Raw genomic sequence first — 18,387 nt, forward strand, 5'->3', positions numbered from 1 at the left:
AGCCGGTCGACTCCCACCCACTGCGATCGTTCGTTCTGTCAGGCGGCGTTCCGCGCACGCCGCGGACGCCTCGCTCGGAGCTGCACCACGGGCCCGGTCGTCTGCGTCCGGGAGCCACGACGAGGCGAAGCCGCGTTGCCCTCCGAAGGGCCCTCGCTGGGGACTTCCTCAAGGATGCGGAAGATCTCCCTGACGTGATCGCTCGTGAAGCGGTAACCACTACCGCTTCGCAGGAAGGGAATACGCCGACGTCGGGCCTGCTCCTTGACCCACCATTCAGAGCACCCGAGAGAGGTCGCTACCTCGGCTGCCGAGTAGCTCCTGGGGAGTCCAATCTCCTTCTGCACCTTCACGACTCCTCACCGCACGTTGTCTCTGGCCTTCTGGGGAACCCGCAGCATCCGCCACGCCTCCGGGTAGGTAGTGGCTGGCCCTGCGAGTGGGATTGAGTTCGGGACCTGGGTCCGCGTGTGTCCGAGTTGGGGATTTCTGCGTCATCGCGTCATCTGCGTTCCCGACCGGGTGTGACCTGCGGTTTTGGGTGACAGCGGGTTTCGGTGAACGTCACCGGGTGTGTCACCGGATTGCGGTTTCGGGGTGACGCGGGTGACGCGTGGTGACTTAGGTTTTGCGGCCTGCGTCACCCTCGTTGTGGCCGGTGGGACCCGGTTTTCGGGGTCTGGTGTCGCGGGTGACGCAGATTCTCTCTACTTAGGAAAAGAGAGAGGGGGGAAGTGATCTTTTGTCTGCCGTCGAAGAGCTGAAAAGGTGCCGCTTCGCGGCGCGACTGTCGGGGGCGGCGAAGCCGCCGAACAGCAAGAAGAGCACCCCCTCGGCCTGGCCTGCCGGGCGCTCGTCGCGCGTGCCGCCGGGTGCTCTTCTTGCTTTTGTGTTCCGCCGGTAGGCAGGTCAGAACAGCGGGGCCCGTGGGGCTGTTTCGACGGGCCGGGCGCGAGTGATCTCGATGTAGCGGGCGGTTTTGGTGCGGCCCCAGTCGACGAGGACGCCGCGTGCGGCGAGGGTGGGCTGGATGCGCTTGAGGCGGTCGGAGAGGACCTTGCCAGTGGTGGGCCAGCCCTTGGGCAAGGGGCGGCAGTCCTCGCCCGCGTAGAGGCGGGTGAACTTGTCGAGCCATTCCGTCGAGGAAAGCTGCTCGGCCTGCCCCGGTTCCATGGTCTCGGCGTGCTTGAGAGCGGTCTGGGCGAGCAGGTCGCCCTCGATGACGTCGTCGGTGAGGTCGTCGAGGCTGGCCCGGTACGCGGCGAGCGACCCCAGGTGTACGGCGTTGTCGAGCTGCGCGCACAGGTGCGCGAAGTCCGCCATGCGTAGGTCCGTCGGCGTCTCCGTCTCGACTGCCCGCACGGAAACGGTGAGGTCCAGCAGCGAGCCGAGGATCACGGGCAGGACCGGCTCGTACTCGGCCCACAGTTCGGCCTCGGTACGCCGCACCTTGGGGCGCTCCAGGCGCAGCGGGAGGAGGCGTTCGGCGAGGTCGGGGCGGATGACGCCGACGTCGATGCCGGTCATGAGCAGGGGGCGCCGGTAGCGGGCGATGGAGACGTCGCCGTCGGTGTAGAGGGCGCGCTTGACGGTCTCGGCTCCGGTGACGATGCAGCACATCGCGTCCGACATGTCCGGGGTCAGGTAGGAGAGGTTGTCGAGGGCGGTGATCCATCCGGCGGCGACGGCCGCGATCAGGTTTTCCTCGTCCTTCGGGGCGCGGCGCAGGTCACCGCTCATGCCCTCGATGATCCGGGTGAGCATGCGGCCGGCCGTGGACTTGCCCGCGCCCTGGGGGCCGGTGAGGAACGGCGCCGGGACCGGCGAGGTCGGGCTGAGGCAGCCGATCAGCCAGGCGATGACCAGGGACTCGGTGGCGGCGTCGGCGAAGTTGCACAGGCTGAGCAGCTTGTCGATGCCCTTGCCCTGGGTGTCCTTGACCGGGAGGGGGAGTTCGCCGGTGAGCTGGGTGCGGCGCCAGCGGACCTCGTGCGGGTCGGGCACGGCGATGTCCCAGCCGTTGGGGTGGATACGGACGGACTTGCCGTCGTTGCGGCCGAGGTCGAGCCAGGTCGCGCCGTCGAAGCCGGGGGCGACGCGGACGTGCACGCGCTCGACGTCCTCGCGCATGGCCAGTGCTTCGATCATGTCCAGTGCCTCCTTCAAGGCGGTGCCGCTGAATGCGCCGTGGCCGTCCTCGAACAGGCCGACCATGAGTTCTTGGCGGTGACTGCCCGAGGTGCCCTGGGAGCGGATCGGGCGGGCGATGGGGTGGCCCTTTTGCTGGGCGTAGACGGTGCCGTCGGCGGTGCGGAAGTAGCGGAAGTGTGTTTTGGCGTAGTCGGTGATGACCGCGCGGGCCGGGGTCTTGTCGTCCTCGGACATGCTCAGAGTCCCAACGTGGCGCGGGCGTTGGCCCAGGCCTCGGTGCAGTGTCGAACGGTTTCGCCCTTGTCCTGCGCGGCTGCGAAAAGGGGGGCGACGTGGGCTTCGGTGAGGCAGCCGCAGCGTCCGTGGGTGGACAGCACGGCCAGGAAAGTGGCGTAGACCGTGCTGTGCACGGCGCTGGTGGCCGAGCGGATGCGCTGTTCGGCCATGTGGATGCCGCGCTGAAGGAAGGCCGGACTGCGGTGCCGGCACTGCCCGCCACCGGCGCCCGCGGGCACGGCGATGGCCGCGGATGCCACAGGCCGGGCCGGGGCGGGCGCCTTCGCGACCAGGGCGCGCACTGCCTCGGGCAGGTCGGTCATGGTGCCGGTTCCGGGCCCCAGCCAACGGGCGTAGGACATCGTCGACTTGATGTCCACGCCGGGCCGCACTGCGTTCGCCGACGGCATCTGACCCGCGTACAGCCAGTGCTCCCCGCGTGTGGTGGGCACGGTCAGGGTCGCGGGCAGGTGCTCGCGGGCCCAGGCGATGGCGTCGGCGTCGTCGAGGTCGACGACCGTGAGTCCGGCGTCGCCAGGGTGGTAGGCCACCGCGCTCGCGCGACGCCATGCATGGCGCCACGCGATGGAGTTGATGACGTCCGGGTCGGTGGTGGCGGCCGCCCAGCCGTGGCAGGGGCCGGGGCAGGTGCAGGGGCCGGGGGTCTTCATGTTCGGTCGGCCGCCGCACCGGCTGTAGAGGCAGGAGGGGCAGTTAGCGAAGGGAACCTTCCCGGCGCGGAGCGGCAGCACGGGCAGGCCGTTCGCGGCCAGGTCGAGAGCCGCATGCAGGTGCTCTCGCAGGATCGTGCTCGGTTGGGTCATGCTGGAGACCTCCACAGGTCTGTTGAGGACTGGAGACAAGGGCGGCCCCACGGCTTTGGCGAGACGGTGGGGGCCGCCCTTGGCGCAGCTAGGACGGGATCGGGCCGGTGTGGCCGAGCGGGTTCGTGGCCGACCAGGCGCGGTTGAGCGCGGCGGTGAGTCCGCGGGCGTAGTCCTCGGCCTCGTGGAGCGACGCCGAGGCGGCGGTGACGTGCTCTGTGGTCGTGCCGTAGTCGGCGCTGACGTGGCCGAGCCGGTGGTGCGTGTTCAGGGCATAGTCGATCTGCTCGAAGGCCTGCGGCAGTCGCTCGACGAGCGCAGTGAGAGCGCCCAGAACGCGATACGCCTCCGGGACTGAGGCCAGGCCGGGGCGGTCACCGCCCGGGAAGGTGCGGTGGTTGAAGGCGCGGAGGGATTCCGCAGCGTCTCGTACGAGCTGCACGGGGTCGGTGGTGGGCATGTGGACTCCTGGGTTAGCGCGATGCGCTCGGGGTTGGGGATTGGCCGGGCGGAGTGACGCGTGTGGTGCTGGCCGGACTGGGCTTCGGGTGTTTAGGCGTGGCGTCGCTGTCGGGACTGGCGAGGTGGAAGCCGACGATGAGGCCGAGGATCAGCAAGACGATGTGCCGGTTGGCTCTCCACCAGGTGGGTCGTGCGGGTTCGGTCAGGACGCCTATGACGGCGGGGCCCTTGGCCACGCGTGGATCCCTCCTTGGGGGTTGAGTGCAGGCAGGACTGCGCGCCCGCTGTAGGTCGGGTGCGGGGTCAGCGACCGGCCGCTTTAAGCGGGGCGCTTGGACAGGTCGGCCAGTTGGGTCCAGGTCTGCTGCCACTGGGCGACCTGGTCGGAGCCCATGCCGTGGGCCTTGATGTCCTGGCTTTCGCCGAGTGCGGCGAGGGCGGAGGCTTCCGAGTGGCGGCCCTCGCGGGCGGCCTGGAGGGCTTCGTCGTGCCGGTTGTCGATGACGTTCGGCGGCATCGGCCACGCCCATTCACCGGCCTGCTCGACCGCGTCCACGGCCTCCGGTTCGGGGGCCATCCCTTGGGCGGCGTCGCGGCGCTTGGAGGTGTAGCAGTGCTTCTTTTCGAAGTCCGTGACGAGGGTCTGGACGAGGTTGATGTGCCGGCCGGTCTGCCAGATGGCCTGGCCGCGGCCGAGCAGCGGGATCTGCTGGACGGCCCAGTCGGGCAGGCCGAACATGCTGCGGCACAGCTCGGCGTCCTCGGGGTCCATCTGGTGGAAGACCCGGGTGGAGGCCAGCCGCAGGAGGTCTTTGGCCTCCTCGGACTTGGCGTCCTTCGCGGAGTGCGCGATGGACGTCACGGACAGCGCCTCGCGGCGGGAGTACTTCATCATCCGCTGCAACAGCGCTGCGGTGGCCGGGTGTTTGAGGATCTGCCAGGCCTCTTCCACGATCAACGTGGAATGCATGCCGTAGGCGGCGCCGCCCTGGGCCAGCCACACCGACTCCAGGAACACCCCGACCACAGCCATCAGCGCGGGCAGCGCCACCGAGGTCCGGTCGATGCGGCTGAAGTCGAACACCGTCAACCGCTCATCAAGGGACAGCGACGTCGGTCCGTCGAGCATGCCCCGGGTCGCGGACCGCACGAACGGCGACAGCGCCTGAACCACCTCCTGGCCGAAGGCGAGGAGCTGCTCGTCGGTGAACCGGCCTGGAATCGCGTCGTGGGACAGCGACGTGACCGCGTTCATCAGCCCGGACAGCGTGGTGGCTTCCGCAGTGTCCATCGCGGCATCAAGCGCCATCCGCGCCCCGGACGACAACGGCTCCTGGCCGCCGAGCTCGGCGAGCGCAGCGACCAGCTGCACGCGATGCAAGGGCGGGATCCGCTCATCGAGCGGGTTCATGCATACTCCCTCGCCGAACCGGACCGGCTTCACGCCGAGCGCGGAGGCGATGGAGTCCCATTCGCCGACGCCGTTTTCGCCCTTGGCGTCGAGGACCGCGTAGCGGCGGCCCTGGCGGGCCAGGTCGCGCAGCGCCAGCACCTTGCTGTTGGTGGACTTGCCGCCGCCGAGCGTGCCGAGCACGGCCACGCCCGTGCTCGGCAGCACCTCTTGGTCGCAGTCGACGGCCGTGAAGCGGAACGGCGAGCCGTCCAGCAGCGATGCCCCGACCAGGGCCCCGTCGGTAACGGGCTGGCAGGCGTAGCCGGGGAAGAGCCCGATGGCCTGCCGGGTGGTCGTCAGCATGTGAACTCCCCTCCGGGCAGGGGCAGCGCGGAGCGCCACCCTGTTTCGTGTTCGCGGTCCATCCAGGTGAGCCGGGCGCCGGCCGATACCGCGGTCTGCTCTGCCTGCGTGCGGAAGGCCTTCAGCTCCTGCTCGTCGGCGGCGTGGACGGTGACCCGGGCGGCCACCTGCACGTAGGTGGCGCCGTTTTCCAGGTCCTCCTCGTGCAGGTCGGCGGCCTTGCGGCCGGTCCTCGTCGAGGTCTTCTCGCGCCGGGCGTCGTCTGCGCCGCGGGCGGTGGCGGTGCGGAGCATCTCGCCGGTCTCCAGGCGCTTCTCGGCCCGGCGGCGATCCTGCGGCAGGTACTCGATGACCGTGGTGCGGCGCACCCGCGGCAGGGTCGTGACCATCGGCCGCCAGAACGACGCCGAACGCTGGCCGCGCCGGAAGTCGCTCACATCCGCCGTCGCGTGGAAGAGGCCTGCGGCCCGGAAGTGGTCCTCATGAACCTCGAAGGGGCCGTCGGTCAACTCGGCGGGCAGGACCTGCGACCAGGCCCACATGCCCCACAGCGGCCCGGTCTCCATCCCGCACGCGGCCGCCTGCTCGTAGGCCGCCTCCAGCCAGCCGTGCTCCTCTTCGATCTCCTCGCCGTGGGCGGGCACCGACAGCACGACCACGGTCGTGTGGGCATCGCACGCCGTGCCGACCATGTCGACGAGCTGCCGGTAGGAGTCGCCCAGGTCGTCCGTGCCCGTCGTGCGAACGTCGTCCTCGTCGGTCCCGTACGGGCTGACCTCATGCACGATCCGCACGCAGGCCCCGGGGCCGGTGGCGGCCACCCACTCCAGGAACGCCGCCAGCTCGTCATGAGCCCGGCACATCAGCGTCGGGTCCTTCAGCGCGGCCCCGTCGGTGATCCACTCGAACGCGGCCAGTGTCCGGCCGTTGGCCTGCGGGAAGGCGGCGCGGTCGCGCTGGTGGAAGCGGAGTTCCTGCACGCCGGTGAAGGCCACATGGTGCGGGCTCGCCCCCATCGTGTCGGCGGTCTTCTCATCGCCGCGGGGGTTGAGGGCGCGGATGCGGGACTTGTGGCCCAGGCGCCGGCCGATGCGTTCCACGGCCGTGGCGTCGCCGAGCTTGATCAGGGCTCCGGCCCCGGCGATGGCGCCGGGGGCCAGGCTTGCCAGCATCCCGGCGATGCTGCCGGATGCGGCGAGCATGCCGGTGAAGCTGAGCAGGGCGCCCGAGCCCATGACCATGTAGTCAGCCGCGGCGGGCGGGAGCTTGAGGGTCTCCGTCTCGTACAGCGGGTCCAGCAGGTACGTCCGGGACTCGGACACGTCGGCTCCTCTCTTCAGTCATCGTGGTCGGCCGGTTCACGCGCGGCCGGGGCTCGGCAGGACGCGGCGCCTTGGCGGCCTCGCCCGAAGCGGGCTTGTTCCAGGGCCGGTTGCCCGGGGTGTGCAGGGCGGACAGGTTCTTCGCGTGGATCGTGCGCTCGCGGTCGGCGGGCATTTTGGTGACCGTGGTGCGGCCCTGGGTGTGGGCCTTGACCTTCGGCATCCGCGTGATCCGTGCAGCGGCCTTCTGGGCGACCGAGGGCAGGTTGAGCAGCATGTAGACGCAGACCAGGCCGGTCGATGCGGTCAGGAGCAGGTCGGTCAGGGCGCCCTTGGGCATCAGGGGCCGGAACATGAGCACGACGGCGACTGGGATGCGTACTACGTACACGGCGCAGACCAGGTGCAGCAGGCGTCGCAGGGTCGTCGACTGCAGCCAGCCGCGGCTCACGCCGAATGCGGCGACCAGCGGCAGGAACACCATCGCGGCCAGGACGCCCGGTGTGGTGAGCTGGCAGGTCAGCCACAGCGGGCCGATCGCCCCCATCACCACGAAGGCCTGCGCGATGCGCCCGTAGGGGTTGCCGTCCGAGCCGATCAGCATCTTCTCCATGCCCTTGAAGGGATGGTCGGCGTACACGAGGGTGGAGAGCTGGCCGAGCCCGTAAGCGAGGAACGCGATGACGATCGGGGCCGCGGTCGCCAACAGGATCAGGCCGAGGTAGCGGCCGCCGGCCTGTCCGGCCTTGCGGAAGTTGGGCCCCGAAGGGCGGGCCATCCAAAAGACGAGCCCGCCCAACAAGACGATCGTTCCGATCAGCAGGCTCAGGCCCGCCACCGGGTTGTAGACGCCCGCGACGCCGTGGGCGTCGAGCCCGTCCAGCGGGGACGCCCCGGACATCATCAGGCGGTCCATCTGCCGGTACAGGGCCGCCGCCAGATCGGACATGGTGTCCGCGAAGCTGGAGACGGGGTCCCAGACCTTCGTCAGGTCGTCCTTGCCCGGCGGCTCCCCGCCATTGCCGCGCTCGCAGTACTGCTTGGCCCTGCCGATGATCTCGGCGCACGGGTCGGCCATAGTCAGCCTCCCAGCGCGGTGGTCAGGGCCGGGCCGATGAACAGCACGCCCAGAGCGAGCAGGATCAGGCCGCCGACCGTCACGACGGTCTTCTTCAGGGCGCCGCCGTCCTTCTTGAAGCCGGCGGCGAACCCGCCGCGCGTCACGGTCACGATGACGCCGCCGAAGATGACCAGCAGGGCCGCGCCGAGCAGGACCCCGGCGACGATCTGGTACAGCGGCAGCAGGCCCGCGACCGGCTGGAGGTCGGGGCCGGTGTCCTTGATGGTCTTCAGGACGGTCTTGGCGCCCTGGGAGCAGTCCTGGGTGCCGTCGGCCTTCTTGATGCAGCCCTCAGCGGCCCAGACGAACGTGTCGGAGTACTTGCTCATGGTCAGTTCTCCCAACGGGGGTACGAGTTGCCGGAGTTGGCGTCAGAGCTGTTCGGGCCGGTCGTCGGCCCGCCGTAGTACTGCGGGTAGCTGTCCGTCTCGGCGCGGAGTCTGCGCATCTCGCGGGCCGCGCGCAGCGCCGACCAGGACGAGAGCCCGGCGACGATCAGCAGCAGGATCACCAGGGCAGACAGGGCGGCGAGCGTGTCGGATTTCTCGACCGCGTCAACGAGGTTGAGTGCGCCTTCGTCGCTGATGTAGCACAGCAATTCCCTTCTCCTTTCAGGTCTGTTGGGCGTTGTCGGGGTGGGCGCGTCCGGCGCCCATGAAGGTGTCCCACCACATCGGCTCGATGCGGATCTTTGCGCCGGTGCGCGGGGCGTCCAGGAAGTGCCCGCGGCCGATGTAGATGCCGACGTGATCGATATCGCGGGGACCGGCCTTGCCGGACTTCTTCTTCTGGCTGAAGAACACGAGGTCCCCGAGCTGTAGTTCGTCCTTCTCGACCAGGGATCCCTGCTGTTCCAGGTAGGCGTACTGGTCGTTGGCGATGCGGGGAATCGTGACCCCGGCCTGAGTGAAAGCGGCCTTGGTCAGGCCCGAGCAGTCGAAGCCGCCGTCCTGGTCGCCGTTTCCGCCCCAGACGTAGTCCTTGCCGATCTGACGGGAGGCATAATTCACGGCATCGACCGCTACCCGGGACTGATTCGAGACCGGCTGCCCCATGCTCGCGGCGGACTTCATGATGGTCGTGACGTAGTTCTCGGTCTCCTTGTAAGGCGGGATGCCCCGGTACTTCCTCACGGCGCCCGCCCCGGAGTTGTACCCAGCGAGTGCGAGCCGCGTCTTGTCCCCGGAAACACCCTTCAGGCTTTCGGAGACCGAGCACATGTAGCGGGCGGCCGACGGGATCGCGTCCTCGGGATCCCAGATGTCGCGCTTTCCGTCCTCATTGCCGTCGATCCCGGAGGACTGCCAGGTGCCCGGCATGAACTGGGCGATGCCCTTGGCTCCCACCGGAGAGGTGGCCTTCGGGTTGAAGTTGGATTCCTGTTTGATCTGTGCGGCGAGAATGCGAGGCGATATGGCGTCGCACTCGTTGCCCCACGCGTTGATGACCCGCTCGTACTGAGCGGGCACCGATCCGGGCTTGACCCGGTCGCCCACCGCGGTCTGCTTGCCGCGCACGGCAGGGTTGCCCTGCAGGCTCATCGCGGTGATGGCGATCAGCGACGATCCGGCCACCAGGATCCCGATCCCGGACCCCTTCATCTCTCACTCCCCCTTCTCCTGTGTTCATGCAGGTCATGAACCGTGCAGGGGTCCGTGCGAGGCACCGTGCGGGCACCGTGAAGCACCGTGTCGCGCACGGTGGCTGCACAGGAGCCGCACGGTGCCCGCACGGTGGGTTGCACGGTGGTTCAGCGGCCGACGATGTCCCGCAGATGACGGCCACGCACGCGGCCTACCTGGGTCGCCGGGATCGGCCGGCCGAAGGCCTCGGCCAGCCAGGCAAAGACGGCCTTCCCGATGGCGGCATCGTCGCGGTCAGGAATGTCCACGCCCAACGTGCGCAGCCGGGACGCGAATTCAGCAGTCGAGAGAAACGCGTTGTCGCCGTAGGCCTCACGGACGAGACCAACGCTTTCCGGCTCGTCCTCGCGGGGCTCGTCCACCCGCGCATCCACGGCGGCGTTGATTTCCTCGTCGCTCACCATGAAGCCGCGGAATTCACTGTTCTTGTCCATGACCTGGAGAACGGCGGCGCCCTGGATACCGGGGAGCTTGGACGCGTCGTATCCGGTCTTGGCCGTCCCGCCCCCGAGAATCACGTCCGACTGGTCACGGTCCGCGCAGCCGAAGGCGATCCGTACGCGGTGATTTCCGCGAATGGACGTGTTGATGACCTCGGCCTTGGGGTTCTGTGTCGACAGGACGATCAGAATGTGCGAGGAGCGGACCTTGCGGGACAGTGTCTTCATCCCCGTTTCGAACTCGGCGCCTTCCTTCTTGGAGTCGGCCTCATCCGTGTAGGTGCTGACCTCGTCGAGAATGAAGAGCAGCGGCCGGTGCTTCGCCTTCCCGGCACCGGAGCGAACGGACTCGGAGTTCGCGGCGGCCCGACGCAGGTGCTCCTTTTCGACGTAGGCGTTGATCTCCATCATCCGCCGGTGGTCCGGAACCTCTTCGTAGATCAGGCAGGCCTTTTCGAGGTACGCGAAGTCCCCGTCGCCCTTGGCATCCACGATGATCAGGTCCCAGCCGAGAACCAGGGCGATATACGCAAGCCACTTCAGTTCCTCGGTCTTGCCGCCTCCGGAGGATCCCGCCACGAGCATCTGCGTCTTGCCGAACGGAGAGGGGATTTCGACGACCCGGCCGCTCATGTCGTAGCCGAGCGGCAGCATGCCGCGCGCGATGGCCTCGGCCGGATCCGGCAGCGCCGGAACGCGGCTGTAGAGCGGCTCATCCAGGCTCAGCAGGATGACCTCGCGCGAGCTGGTCCCAGGCCGCATCGTGAACTGCTCGTCAGGGACGCCGAGCCACGAGGCGATCCGGGCCGCCTTGCCGGCCACGTCGCCGTAGACCCCGGCGGGCGGCAGCTCGATCACCCATTCCTCGCCCAGCTCGACACGGCCACGGCGGACCGTGCGGGGCTTACCGCCGGAGTAGTCAAGCTTCAGCGCCGAAGCCAGTGCAGGCGCCTCATCAGCGGGCGCGGGAGCCTGAAACGCCTCAGGCACAGCAGGAATCGGGGCGGTCGGCGTCGCAGCCGGAGCTGCCCCCTGCTCGACCTCGCCCGCTTCAGGATCAGGCAGGGACGCTTCGAGTCCTTCCGAGGCGAACGCGGCCGTGTGCTGCACGCTGGGGCGCTTCACGCCGCGCGGTCGCTTTCGGCGAGCTGCCCGCGCCATCGCTGCGACGCAGGAGCCGAGCAGGAGCACGGTCAGGCCGATCAGCCAGACCTTGTTGTCGGTCACCCAGGCTTCGATCTCGTCGCGGTAGCGCAGGCCCGCGGCCGGCACCATGACGGCCAGGCCGCCCACGACCCATTTCTCCTCCTCCGGCAGCGATCGCATCGGCCGCCGCTGCTTCTTCGGGGCCGCACTGACCTGCGCGACCTCCGGGTCTTTGGTGAGGCCTACCCCCGTGGGTTCAGCCATGAGTGCATCCCTCCCCGAGCTGGTTGGGGCCGCAGGTGAAGAACGTGACGATGCCGTCCCTGCCGGTCTTGTTCCGGATCACCTGGCGGGCAAAGTTGAGGAGCCCGGCGCGGTCCCCGTCCGGCGGCACGACGACGTTGCCGTCGGCCGAGACGAGTGAGCCGTCGTTGAGCTGCACGGTCAGCACGTAGTGGTACTCCACCTCTCGGGGAGCATTCGTCGAGCAGCGGTTCATCGAGTAACTCCCGTTGATCAGAATCTGCTTGAGGGCGCGTCACGCGGTCTGCTCGTCGTGGCACAGCAGGCACATGCCGAGCGAGGTCGGCAGGCAGTAGCTGTAGGCGACCTGGCAGACGGGGCACGTGCGGCGGGCGAGCATCGCCAGCGCGAGCGCACCCCACTTCCGCGAGGTCATCGGCCGCACCGGCAGTGCCCGGTCCTCGCGGTAGAGGTAGGCGACCATCGCGCCGGACTTCCGGCCGCGGTGCCGCATCATCAACTGCGCGCACACCTCCTGGCCGCCCGGCCGCAGCCCCTTCGCACGGAGCTGTCGGCGGGTGGCCAGACCGGCCGGCGCGTACTTCCACGGGTACGTCGGTATCCCGTACCGGGCGCCCGTGGGGTCGTAGCACTTGCTGTAGGCGGTCGGCATCAGCCGCTCGCAATCGCGAGGTCACCGGCGTCGGGGCCCCGGTGCTCGCCGTAGCGGTGGGAAACCCACCCGACCGACCAGCCGCACAGCTCCGCGGCCTGGCGCACCGGCAGGCCCGCCTCGCACGCGGCGGCCACGATCCGGCGCGCCTCGTCCTCGGGGAGCTTGCCCGCGGCCGGGCCGCGCTCCAGCAGCGCGGCGCGTTCACGGGCCACCTGCTCTTCGCGTTCACGACGTTCACGCGCAGCGTCTTCGCGGCGCTTGCGCTGCTCGGCCTCGGCCCGCTGAAGGGCCTGCTGTTCAAGCTTCAGGGCCTCTTGTTCACGCTGTTCACGCTCGCGTTCACGGCGTTCACGAGCCTCGCGCTCGGCCGTCTCGGCACGCTCCCGAGCCTCGCGGTCCTCGCGCCGCTGACGCTCCTCCCGCTCCGCCTGTTCACGCAGCAGGGCGGCTTCATGCTCACGCTGTTCACGCGCCACCTTCTCGGCGTGCTCGCGCTCCTCCCGCACCTCGGCACGCGCCCGCTCCTCGCGCTCACGGGCCGCCTGCTCGCGGGCTTCACGCTCGGCCGTCCGCTTGGCCTCCTGAGCGCTCACGGCGCGGGCGATGCTGCGCCGGTAGGCCAGGCTCGTCTCTGCCGTGGCAATCAGCAGCAGCGGCGCCGCCGAGTGGATCACCACGCCGACCAGGTCTTTCTTCAGTGCGGAGTCGGCGGTGTTGAGCATCAGCGTCATGAGGCCGGTCATCCAGCGCAGGGCGATGGGCCACTTACCGCCGTGCTCGCCCAGGCGGGCCAGCACGTCGTCGAGCTTGACCACGATGACCACCGCGGCGTCCACGACGAGCGGCAGGATCGGCGCCGTCCACGCCCACTCCGGAGCGGTGTGCTTGGCCATCAGCGGGGTGACGGTGAGGATCGAGTAGAGCATTGCCCCGCTCACGATCAGCCACGTGCCACCCGACAGGGTGCGCTCGGCTGAACGCGTCTGAACACTGTTCACGCCGCCTCACCGACCCGCCTCTGAGCGGGCACGAACACCCGACGGAAGCCGTTCGCGGCGGCGTCGTACGTGAACGCCTCAAGGCGCCACTGGACTTCGGCCGGCATGCGTTCATCCCCGGTCACCCAGGCGCCCTCGGTAACGCCGTGTGTGGCGGTGTCGGCCTTCGCCTCCGCGTGGGAGGCGTAGACGGTGTGGGGCTCGCCGTAGTGCAGCAGCACCGTCAGCGAATCACCCTCCGACGGTCCGGCCTCCAACTCCTCGCGGAGCCGCTGGACCTCGATCTCCCGCCGCCGCAGGTCCTCCTCGGCGGCGGCCAGCTCGGCCACCGTGTGCGCGAGCCGTTCCCCCGCCTCGGTCGACTCGGCCTCCAACCGCTTGATGCTCGCGGTAGCGGCCTGCATCTCGCAGGTGTGCCGGTCCACCGCTGCACTTGCGGCCTCGCTGGTCTGCCGGGCGCGGTCGAAGGCCGCGTGGGTGTCGGCCTCAAGCCGCGCGAGACGCTTCGCTGTGACGATGCGGATCATGCGGCATCCCCCTCACGAACCGCGGCGACCTGGTTGGTGACCTGGCGGCGCGCGTCGAGCACCTTGCGACGAGCCCGCCGCATACGCCGCTCATCCATCGGGTTCACCGGCCGGTCCAGCAGCGCGATCTGCACGTCCAGCAGCTCGACCTCCGCCGTGATGAGCGGCATCTCGCGCTCGGTGGCGTCCAGCTCGGCGTCCGAGGGCTCCTCGCCGAAGGCGTCGGGGGTAACAGGGGGTTGAACGGCAACGATGAGCTTCATGGGTCGTGTCTCCCTAGGAACAGGTACGGCCCGACAGAGCCCCCGGAGTAGCCGCTCCGGGGGCTCACGCCGTACGAGACGAATGCCGCCGACGTGGGCGGCGCGGCCACCGATGGCGACCGGAGTGCCCTGGCCGGGAGTCGAACCCGGCCTACGACCATCAGGGCTGTTGATTCAGTGGCCGGTCACGGCCGCGTGCGGATGAGGCCGCGGCGGGCGGACCGGCAGCGGCGGCTTCGTGCGCTCGTGCTCGGCGCCGGCCATCAACGACCGCCCCGCGCACGGGCGTCGGCCAGGCTGCGCTGATTCGCCTCGTGCGCCTTCCGGGCCAGCTCAGCGCGCTCCGCATCTGTCAGACTCGTGATCACAGGTGCCTCCTACTAGGTGCCTGTACGCGGGCCCTCGGGTTGCCTCCCGGGGGCCCGCTCAGAACCGGCTCCTCCGGCTCCCCTCAACCCCGCCCGTACAAGCCGCCCCGAAGGACGCCCGGACGGGCGAGGCGAGCAACCGGCGCGGTGCTAGCCACCGCGATGCAGTTGAAGCCGACCGGTTGGCCGCGACGCACGTTCACGCTCGCGAGCCTGGTGATGAAGCGGCGCCACCGTGCCGATCGATCACGGTGGCGCCCATCGCATTCATCGACTGACTGCCTCCTTCGGCTCGATGGACGGGGATACGCACTGCAAGGGGGACCACGTCCCCACTCTCCGGCCGTTGCTCGCGGTCACCGGGCCACCTCGCCAGTAGGGCCGAAGCCCAGTTCCCCTGGCCTTTAGCGGGATTGCAGCGTCCCCGCCCTGTGCATTCGTGCAGGTCAAGCAGTTGCGGTCGGATTCCCGCGGCCTTTCGGCCCCGTGCTCCGTCGCAATCTCAGATTGACCCAGGTCAATCTGAGTGTCAAGCGTATGCCGCCGAAAGATCAGAGATTGACCTAGGTCCGGTTACTCTCGGGGGCATGGACCAGAGCCCCGAAGCGCCCAAGCAGCCGCCCACGGCCAAGGACATCGCGGCGGAGTTCCGCGCGAAGATCACGGGCCCTGACAGCACGTACGACCCGGGCGATCGGCTCCCCGCAGCTCGGACGCTCGCCAAGGAGCGACACGTGCAGCTCATGACGGTTCAGAGCGCGTACAGCCAGCTCCGTGACGAAGGGCTGGTCCTCAGCCAACAGGGCCGCGGCACGTTCGTGCGCGATCCTGCCGCCCCCCCTCGGCACCCAGCCGGGAAGCAGTCCGGCGTATACCGCCTTGGCCGCCGAGCTCAGCACGATTCACGACGCGCTCCGCGTACTCGGCGAGCGGTTGGATCGCCTTGAGCGGCTTGTCGGTAGCGAGAATCCACAGTCGCCGTGAGTTCGTCGGTGCGCCTCAGTAGCCCTTCGACTGCACCGCGCGCCTGCCTCATGCTCGCTGTGATCAAAGCGAATTCGGCAGGGGACATGCCCGCCAGTTCGCTGCGCTGCTCGTAGATCGCTGACATGCCAATGAGCATGTGGCCGGACACAACGGAGGACCCGGACAGACTGTCCGGGTCCTCTTTCATTGCAGGTCAGGTGGGTTGACGACCCATCATTTGTTTGCTGCGTCCACCGCGTCCAGCACCGCCCCCCACGGGAGGTCGCGGCCCGCCGGCGCCTCCCTCGGCTCGTACAGCGGCCACACGTCCGGGCTGTCGACGACGTGCACGCCACCGGACCGCAGAGCCTCGATGTGCTGCTTCCACGCCGGGTGGCGAGCGTGGGCTGCATTCACGCGCGGGAAGACAACAACCGGCAGCGAGAGCGTGCCGATGGCTTCACCCACCTGCGTCAGAGCCTGATTGTCCATCAGGCCCATGGCGAGCTTGGCCACCGTGTTGGCCGATGCAGGGGCGACCACGTAGCAGTCGACCGAAGGGTGAGGGCGAGTCTCGCCCGGTAGGCGCGGCTCGTCGCGGACGGGAAGGCCGGTCAACTTCTCCAGACGCTCGAACTCGCCACTGATTCGCAGCCACTCACCGGCAGTTGGCGTGAGCGTCACGGCTACCTGCCACCCCCGCTCGATCGCGGGCTCTACGAGCCCGGTGCGCAGTGCCTCCACACCGCCCGCCGCCGATCCGACGACCCCGAGCACTCCACGCCTCACTGAACTCACTGCACCGCCCTGCACCGTTGAGCCATCACGAACACTTCGGACGAACGCGACCCGCTAGAAACGGGAGCCTGTTTGATCAGGTCCCGCAGCGTCTCGCGCACCCTGGGATTGTTCCGCACGAGCTGCGGAGACGTGCGCTCAGCCGTTCGCAGCTCTGTGAACGCCTCGTCGCCCTGCCCGGCCAGCGACAGGGCGCGCGCGTAGTCGATGCGATGGGAAACGCTGCGCTCCTGCGGCATGTGGTCGACGTTGATGTCACCGTTCGCGACGACGTACGAGACGTTGTCCAGGTCCAACTCGACGGAGAGTCGGTGCAGCAGCACGTTCGTGGGCCCGAAGCCGGTCTGCCAGTAGTTCTCATCCGCCCCGAGGTCCTCGGCGAGCTGCTCGGCACGGTCCAACAGGCTTGCCGCCGTGGGTCGGTCTTGGTGACGAGCAGCCGCTACGGCGGCGCGCAGGTGAATCATGCCCAGCAGGCTCAGTGCTGCCGGATCGCTCTCCGTGACCTGCGACGAAAGCCACGCTGCGGCGGTGTTGCCCAGTTCGAGGGCATCGTCGTACCGCCCATTGGAGAGGAGGGCGTGCGTGCCCGAACGCGCGGCTGACGCCAGCACGAGCGGGTTGTCCGACTCGTCAGCGGCTCGCATCGCACGCTCGGCAGCAAGCCATGAGATGTCTGACTCACCGATCTTTGCGAGCGTCGTCGCTGCGAGGTGGTGCGTACGCGCGGATACTGCCCAGCAGTCGCCGCGATCCTCACCGCGCCGGGCCGCTCGTTCCTCCAGCTCCTGCGCGGTCTGTAGAAGCGCCGGCAGGGCCGTGATGACGCTACCGAGCCGCCCTCCCTGGTAGTCGTTCCACGCCTGCTCGACACGTACTGCCACGGGAGCGGGAGTCGGGAGCTGCGTCTCGGCTTCGGGGCCAAAGAGTAGGCGCGAGAGCCGCCGCGGGCTCATGAGGGCGTCGCGCACAGCGGGTACGTCGTCTTGCTGCCGCTCGTCTTCCACGAGCACGGTCTGCCCGAGCAGGTCCCCAAGCGGAACGCGCATGATGCGAGCCAGCTCGGCGAGCATGTCGATCCGAGGAGGCTTTCGCTCTCCCCGTTCGATCTTCGCCAACCAGTCGGTGCTTCGGCCGACAAGCCCGGCCAAGACTTCTTGCGTGTGGCCACGACGCCTGCGGTAGAACGCGATCCGCTCGCCGATGCTGAGGTGATCTCCGAGACCACGCATTGTCTGCTGCCTCCTGCTGCTCGAAGGGGCGTGCTTCACGGTACAGAGGCGTCTCCCTGGCTGGTAGACGACCTTGGTCCGCACTGTTGCTGCTACGAGAGTCGGGCAGTCTGGGGCCCGGAGCCCGGACGAACTGTCCGGGTATCCCAGGCACGTTCTCGGCGTCCGTGGCACCCCGCGCTGAGTGGCGACGCGCTTCGGTGGTGCGCGCCCTTCCGCCAGGGCTCCCAGACACGGCCTACACCGTCGTTAAAATCGAAAACATGTCCGAATCGAGCTTGATGGAGCGTATCGAGAAGCACCGCGCGGTCGTGGCCTGGCTGGAGTACCAGCTCGGGCAGGAGCGGGCCACGATCCGGCGCCTTGAAGGCGAAGCCGTCGAGCAGGAGCGCCGGCGCAAGGTCGCCTGGAAGGAATCCCGCTTCACGGTGCAGGAGCCGCTCCACGAGGAGGCGCCGTACGTGATCCACCGGGGCGGTTGCATGAAGCATCCCAACCCGCTCGATCACTACGAGGCGCCCGACCTGGTGATGATGATGCGCGGCAAGAACGCCTCACCCTGCCCGACCTGCAACCCGATGCCGGGGCTGCGTGGCACGTGGATACCCACACCAGACTTCGGCGAGGACGCCTGAATGCACCGCCGTAACCCGGCGGTCGCATGCCGCGCGGGCTCGGGGCTACGCGTTGCCGCGCTTGCGCCTCGCCTCGACCTTCGCCAAGCACACATCGCACAGCGGGCTCGACGGCCCCCTGGCGACGTACCCCATCCGGAAGCCGTCCGGCCTCATGGCGTAGAGGAAATGCGCGGGGCTGAATGCATCTCAGCGGCTTTCGAGGAGGAAGGTAGGAGTGGGTAGTACCAGCCGCGACGAGTTCCCCTCCACGGCCGGTCCCCGCCTTGACCGTGGCCCTGATGCCACGGGAGGCATCGATACCCCGGGAACTCAGGCCGACAGATTCGGCGCCACCGACTCAACCGAGGTCTTCCAAGACCTCAGATGCGCCGTGCAGTGGCGGGAGGCATGAAAAGCCCCCCGGTTGCCGCCGCGGATGCGGCAGCAACCGGGGACGCGCGGGACCGGGACTCCCCGGCGGTCCCTGCGCGAGGTGCCCTCTTAAGCGTGAAGGCGAGGCTGCGGGAGTTTGCCTCACCGGCTGGTCACGTAGCGGAGG

Annotated in this window: 19 protein-coding genes; 2 read left to right on the plus strand and 17 right to left on the minus strand. The window is 69.0% G+C overall.

The features are described 5' to 3' along the window. Positions 1-909: 909 nt before the first annotated feature. The 15 genes from OG746_RS03720 to OG746_RS03790 form a co-directional block, all read right to left on the minus strand. The gene (locus tag OG746_RS03720) at positions 910-2,385 is read right to left on the minus strand and encodes an AICE element replication initiation protein (RefSeq protein WP_266711469.1); all 1,476 of its coding nucleotides are present in this window, start codon (positions 2,383-2,385) and stop codon (positions 910-912) included. A gap of 2 nt (positions 2,386-2,387) precedes the next feature. Beyond that, entirely contained in the window at positions 2,388-3,251 is an 864-nt protein-coding gene (locus tag OG746_RS03725; protein ID WP_266711471.1) for a bifunctional DNA primase/polymerase, read from the minus strand. A gap of 88 nt (positions 3,252-3,339) precedes the next feature. Beyond that, positions 3,340-3,711, minus strand: a complete 372-nt coding sequence (locus OG746_RS03730) for a hypothetical protein (RefSeq protein ID WP_266711473.1) — start codon at positions 3,709-3,711, stop codon at positions 3,340-3,342. A gap of 321 nt (positions 3,712-4,032) precedes the next feature. After that, on the minus strand, positions 4,033-5,469 hold the full coding sequence (locus tag OG746_RS03735) for a putative type IV secretion/conjugal transfer ATPase (protein WP_266711475.1): 1,437 nt from the start codon (positions 5,467-5,469) through the stop codon (positions 4,033-4,035). Further along, positions 5,463-6,791 carry a hypothetical protein gene (locus OG746_RS03740; RefSeq protein ID WP_266711477.1) on the minus strand — a complete coding sequence of 443 codons (1,329 nt, stop codon included), beginning with the start codon at positions 6,789-6,791 and terminating at the stop codon, positions 5,463-5,465. Before OG746_RS03740 ends, OG746_RS03735 begins: the two co-directional genes overlap by 7 nt. After that, on the minus strand, positions 6,715-7,869 hold the full coding sequence (locus tag OG746_RS03745; RefSeq protein ID WP_266711479.1) for a hypothetical protein: 1,155 nt from the start codon (positions 7,867-7,869) through the stop codon (positions 6,715-6,717). Before OG746_RS03745 ends, OG746_RS03740 begins: the two co-directional genes overlap by 77 nt. 2 nt (positions 7,870-7,871) lie before the next feature. Continuing rightward, on the minus strand, positions 7,872-8,240 hold the full coding sequence (locus OG746_RS03750) for a hypothetical protein (RefSeq protein ID WP_266711481.1): 369 nt from the start codon (positions 8,238-8,240) through the stop codon (positions 7,872-7,874). A 2-nt stretch (positions 8,241-8,242) separates the two neighbouring features. Beyond that, positions 8,243-8,509: a hypothetical protein gene (locus OG746_RS03755; protein WP_266711483.1), complete on the minus strand. Its 267-nt coding sequence runs from the start codon at positions 8,507-8,509 to the stop codon at positions 8,243-8,245. 13 nt (positions 8,510-8,522) lie between these two features. Further along, a complete protein-coding gene (locus OG746_RS03760; protein WP_266711485.1) occupies positions 8,523-9,512 on the minus strand; it encodes a C40 family peptidase in 990 nt (329 codons plus the stop codon). 149 nt (positions 9,513-9,661) lie between these two features. Then, complete coding sequence (locus OG746_RS03765; RefSeq protein WP_266711487.1) at positions 9,662-11,404, minus strand: type IV secretory system conjugative DNA transfer family protein; 1,743 nt, start codon at positions 11,402-11,404, stop codon at positions 9,662-9,664. Further along, complete coding sequence (locus OG746_RS03770) at positions 11,397-11,639, minus strand: hypothetical protein (protein ID WP_266711489.1); 243 nt, start codon at positions 11,637-11,639, stop codon at positions 11,397-11,399. Before OG746_RS03770 ends, OG746_RS03765 begins: the two co-directional genes overlap by 8 nt. Positions 11,640-11,678: 39 nt before the next feature. Further along, complete coding sequence (locus OG746_RS03775; protein ID WP_266711491.1) at positions 11,679-12,056, minus strand: RRQRL motif-containing zinc-binding protein; 378 nt, start codon at positions 12,054-12,056, stop codon at positions 11,679-11,681. Continuing rightward, positions 12,056-13,057: a DUF2637 domain-containing protein gene (locus tag OG746_RS03780; protein WP_266711493.1), complete on the minus strand. Its 1,002-nt coding sequence runs from the start codon at positions 13,055-13,057 to the stop codon at positions 12,056-12,058. The genes OG746_RS03775 and OG746_RS03780 overlap by 1 nt, the downstream gene beginning before the upstream one ends. Further along, complete coding sequence (locus OG746_RS03785; protein WP_266711495.1) at positions 13,054-13,584, minus strand: hypothetical protein; 531 nt, start codon at positions 13,582-13,584, stop codon at positions 13,054-13,056. Before OG746_RS03785 ends, OG746_RS03780 begins: the two co-directional genes overlap by 4 nt. Next, positions 13,581-13,847, minus strand: coding sequence for a DUF6284 family protein (locus tag OG746_RS03790; RefSeq protein WP_266711497.1), 267 nt, complete (start codon positions 13,845-13,847; stop codon positions 13,581-13,583). Before OG746_RS03790 ends, OG746_RS03785 begins: the two co-directional genes overlap by 4 nt. A 955-nt stretch (positions 13,848-14,802) precedes the next feature. On the opposite strand from OG746_RS03790, the gene OG746_RS03795 reads away from it, so the two are divergent. Next, on the plus strand, positions 14,803-15,162 hold the full coding sequence (locus OG746_RS03795; RefSeq protein ID WP_266711499.1) for a GntR family transcriptional regulator: 360 nt from the start codon (positions 14,803-14,805) through the stop codon (positions 15,160-15,162). A 253-nt stretch (positions 15,163-15,415) separates the two neighbouring features. On the opposite strand, the gene OG746_RS03800 is transcribed toward OG746_RS03795, so the two are convergent. Both OG746_RS03800 and OG746_RS03805 read right to left on the minus strand, forming a co-directional pair. Continuing rightward, complete coding sequence (locus OG746_RS03800; RefSeq protein ID WP_323179541.1) at positions 15,416-15,994, minus strand: flavoprotein; 579 nt, start codon at positions 15,992-15,994, stop codon at positions 15,416-15,418. After that, positions 15,976-17,211, minus strand: a complete 1,236-nt coding sequence (locus OG746_RS03805) for a helix-turn-helix domain-containing protein (protein ID WP_266711503.1) — start codon at positions 17,209-17,211, stop codon at positions 15,976-15,978. Before OG746_RS03805 ends, OG746_RS03800 begins: the two co-directional genes overlap by 19 nt. A 263-nt stretch (positions 17,212-17,474) precedes the next feature. Between OG746_RS03805 and OG746_RS03810 the strand changes: the two genes are divergently transcribed. After that, positions 17,475-17,846, plus strand: coding sequence for a hypothetical protein (locus tag OG746_RS03810; RefSeq protein ID WP_266711505.1), 372 nt, complete (start codon positions 17,475-17,477; stop codon positions 17,844-17,846). Positions 17,847-18,387: the final 541 nt, after the last annotated feature.

The organism is Streptomyces sp. NBC_01016, from assembly GCF_026341035.1.
GTDB lineage: Bacteria > Actinomycetota > Actinomycetes > Streptomycetales > Streptomycetaceae > Streptomyces.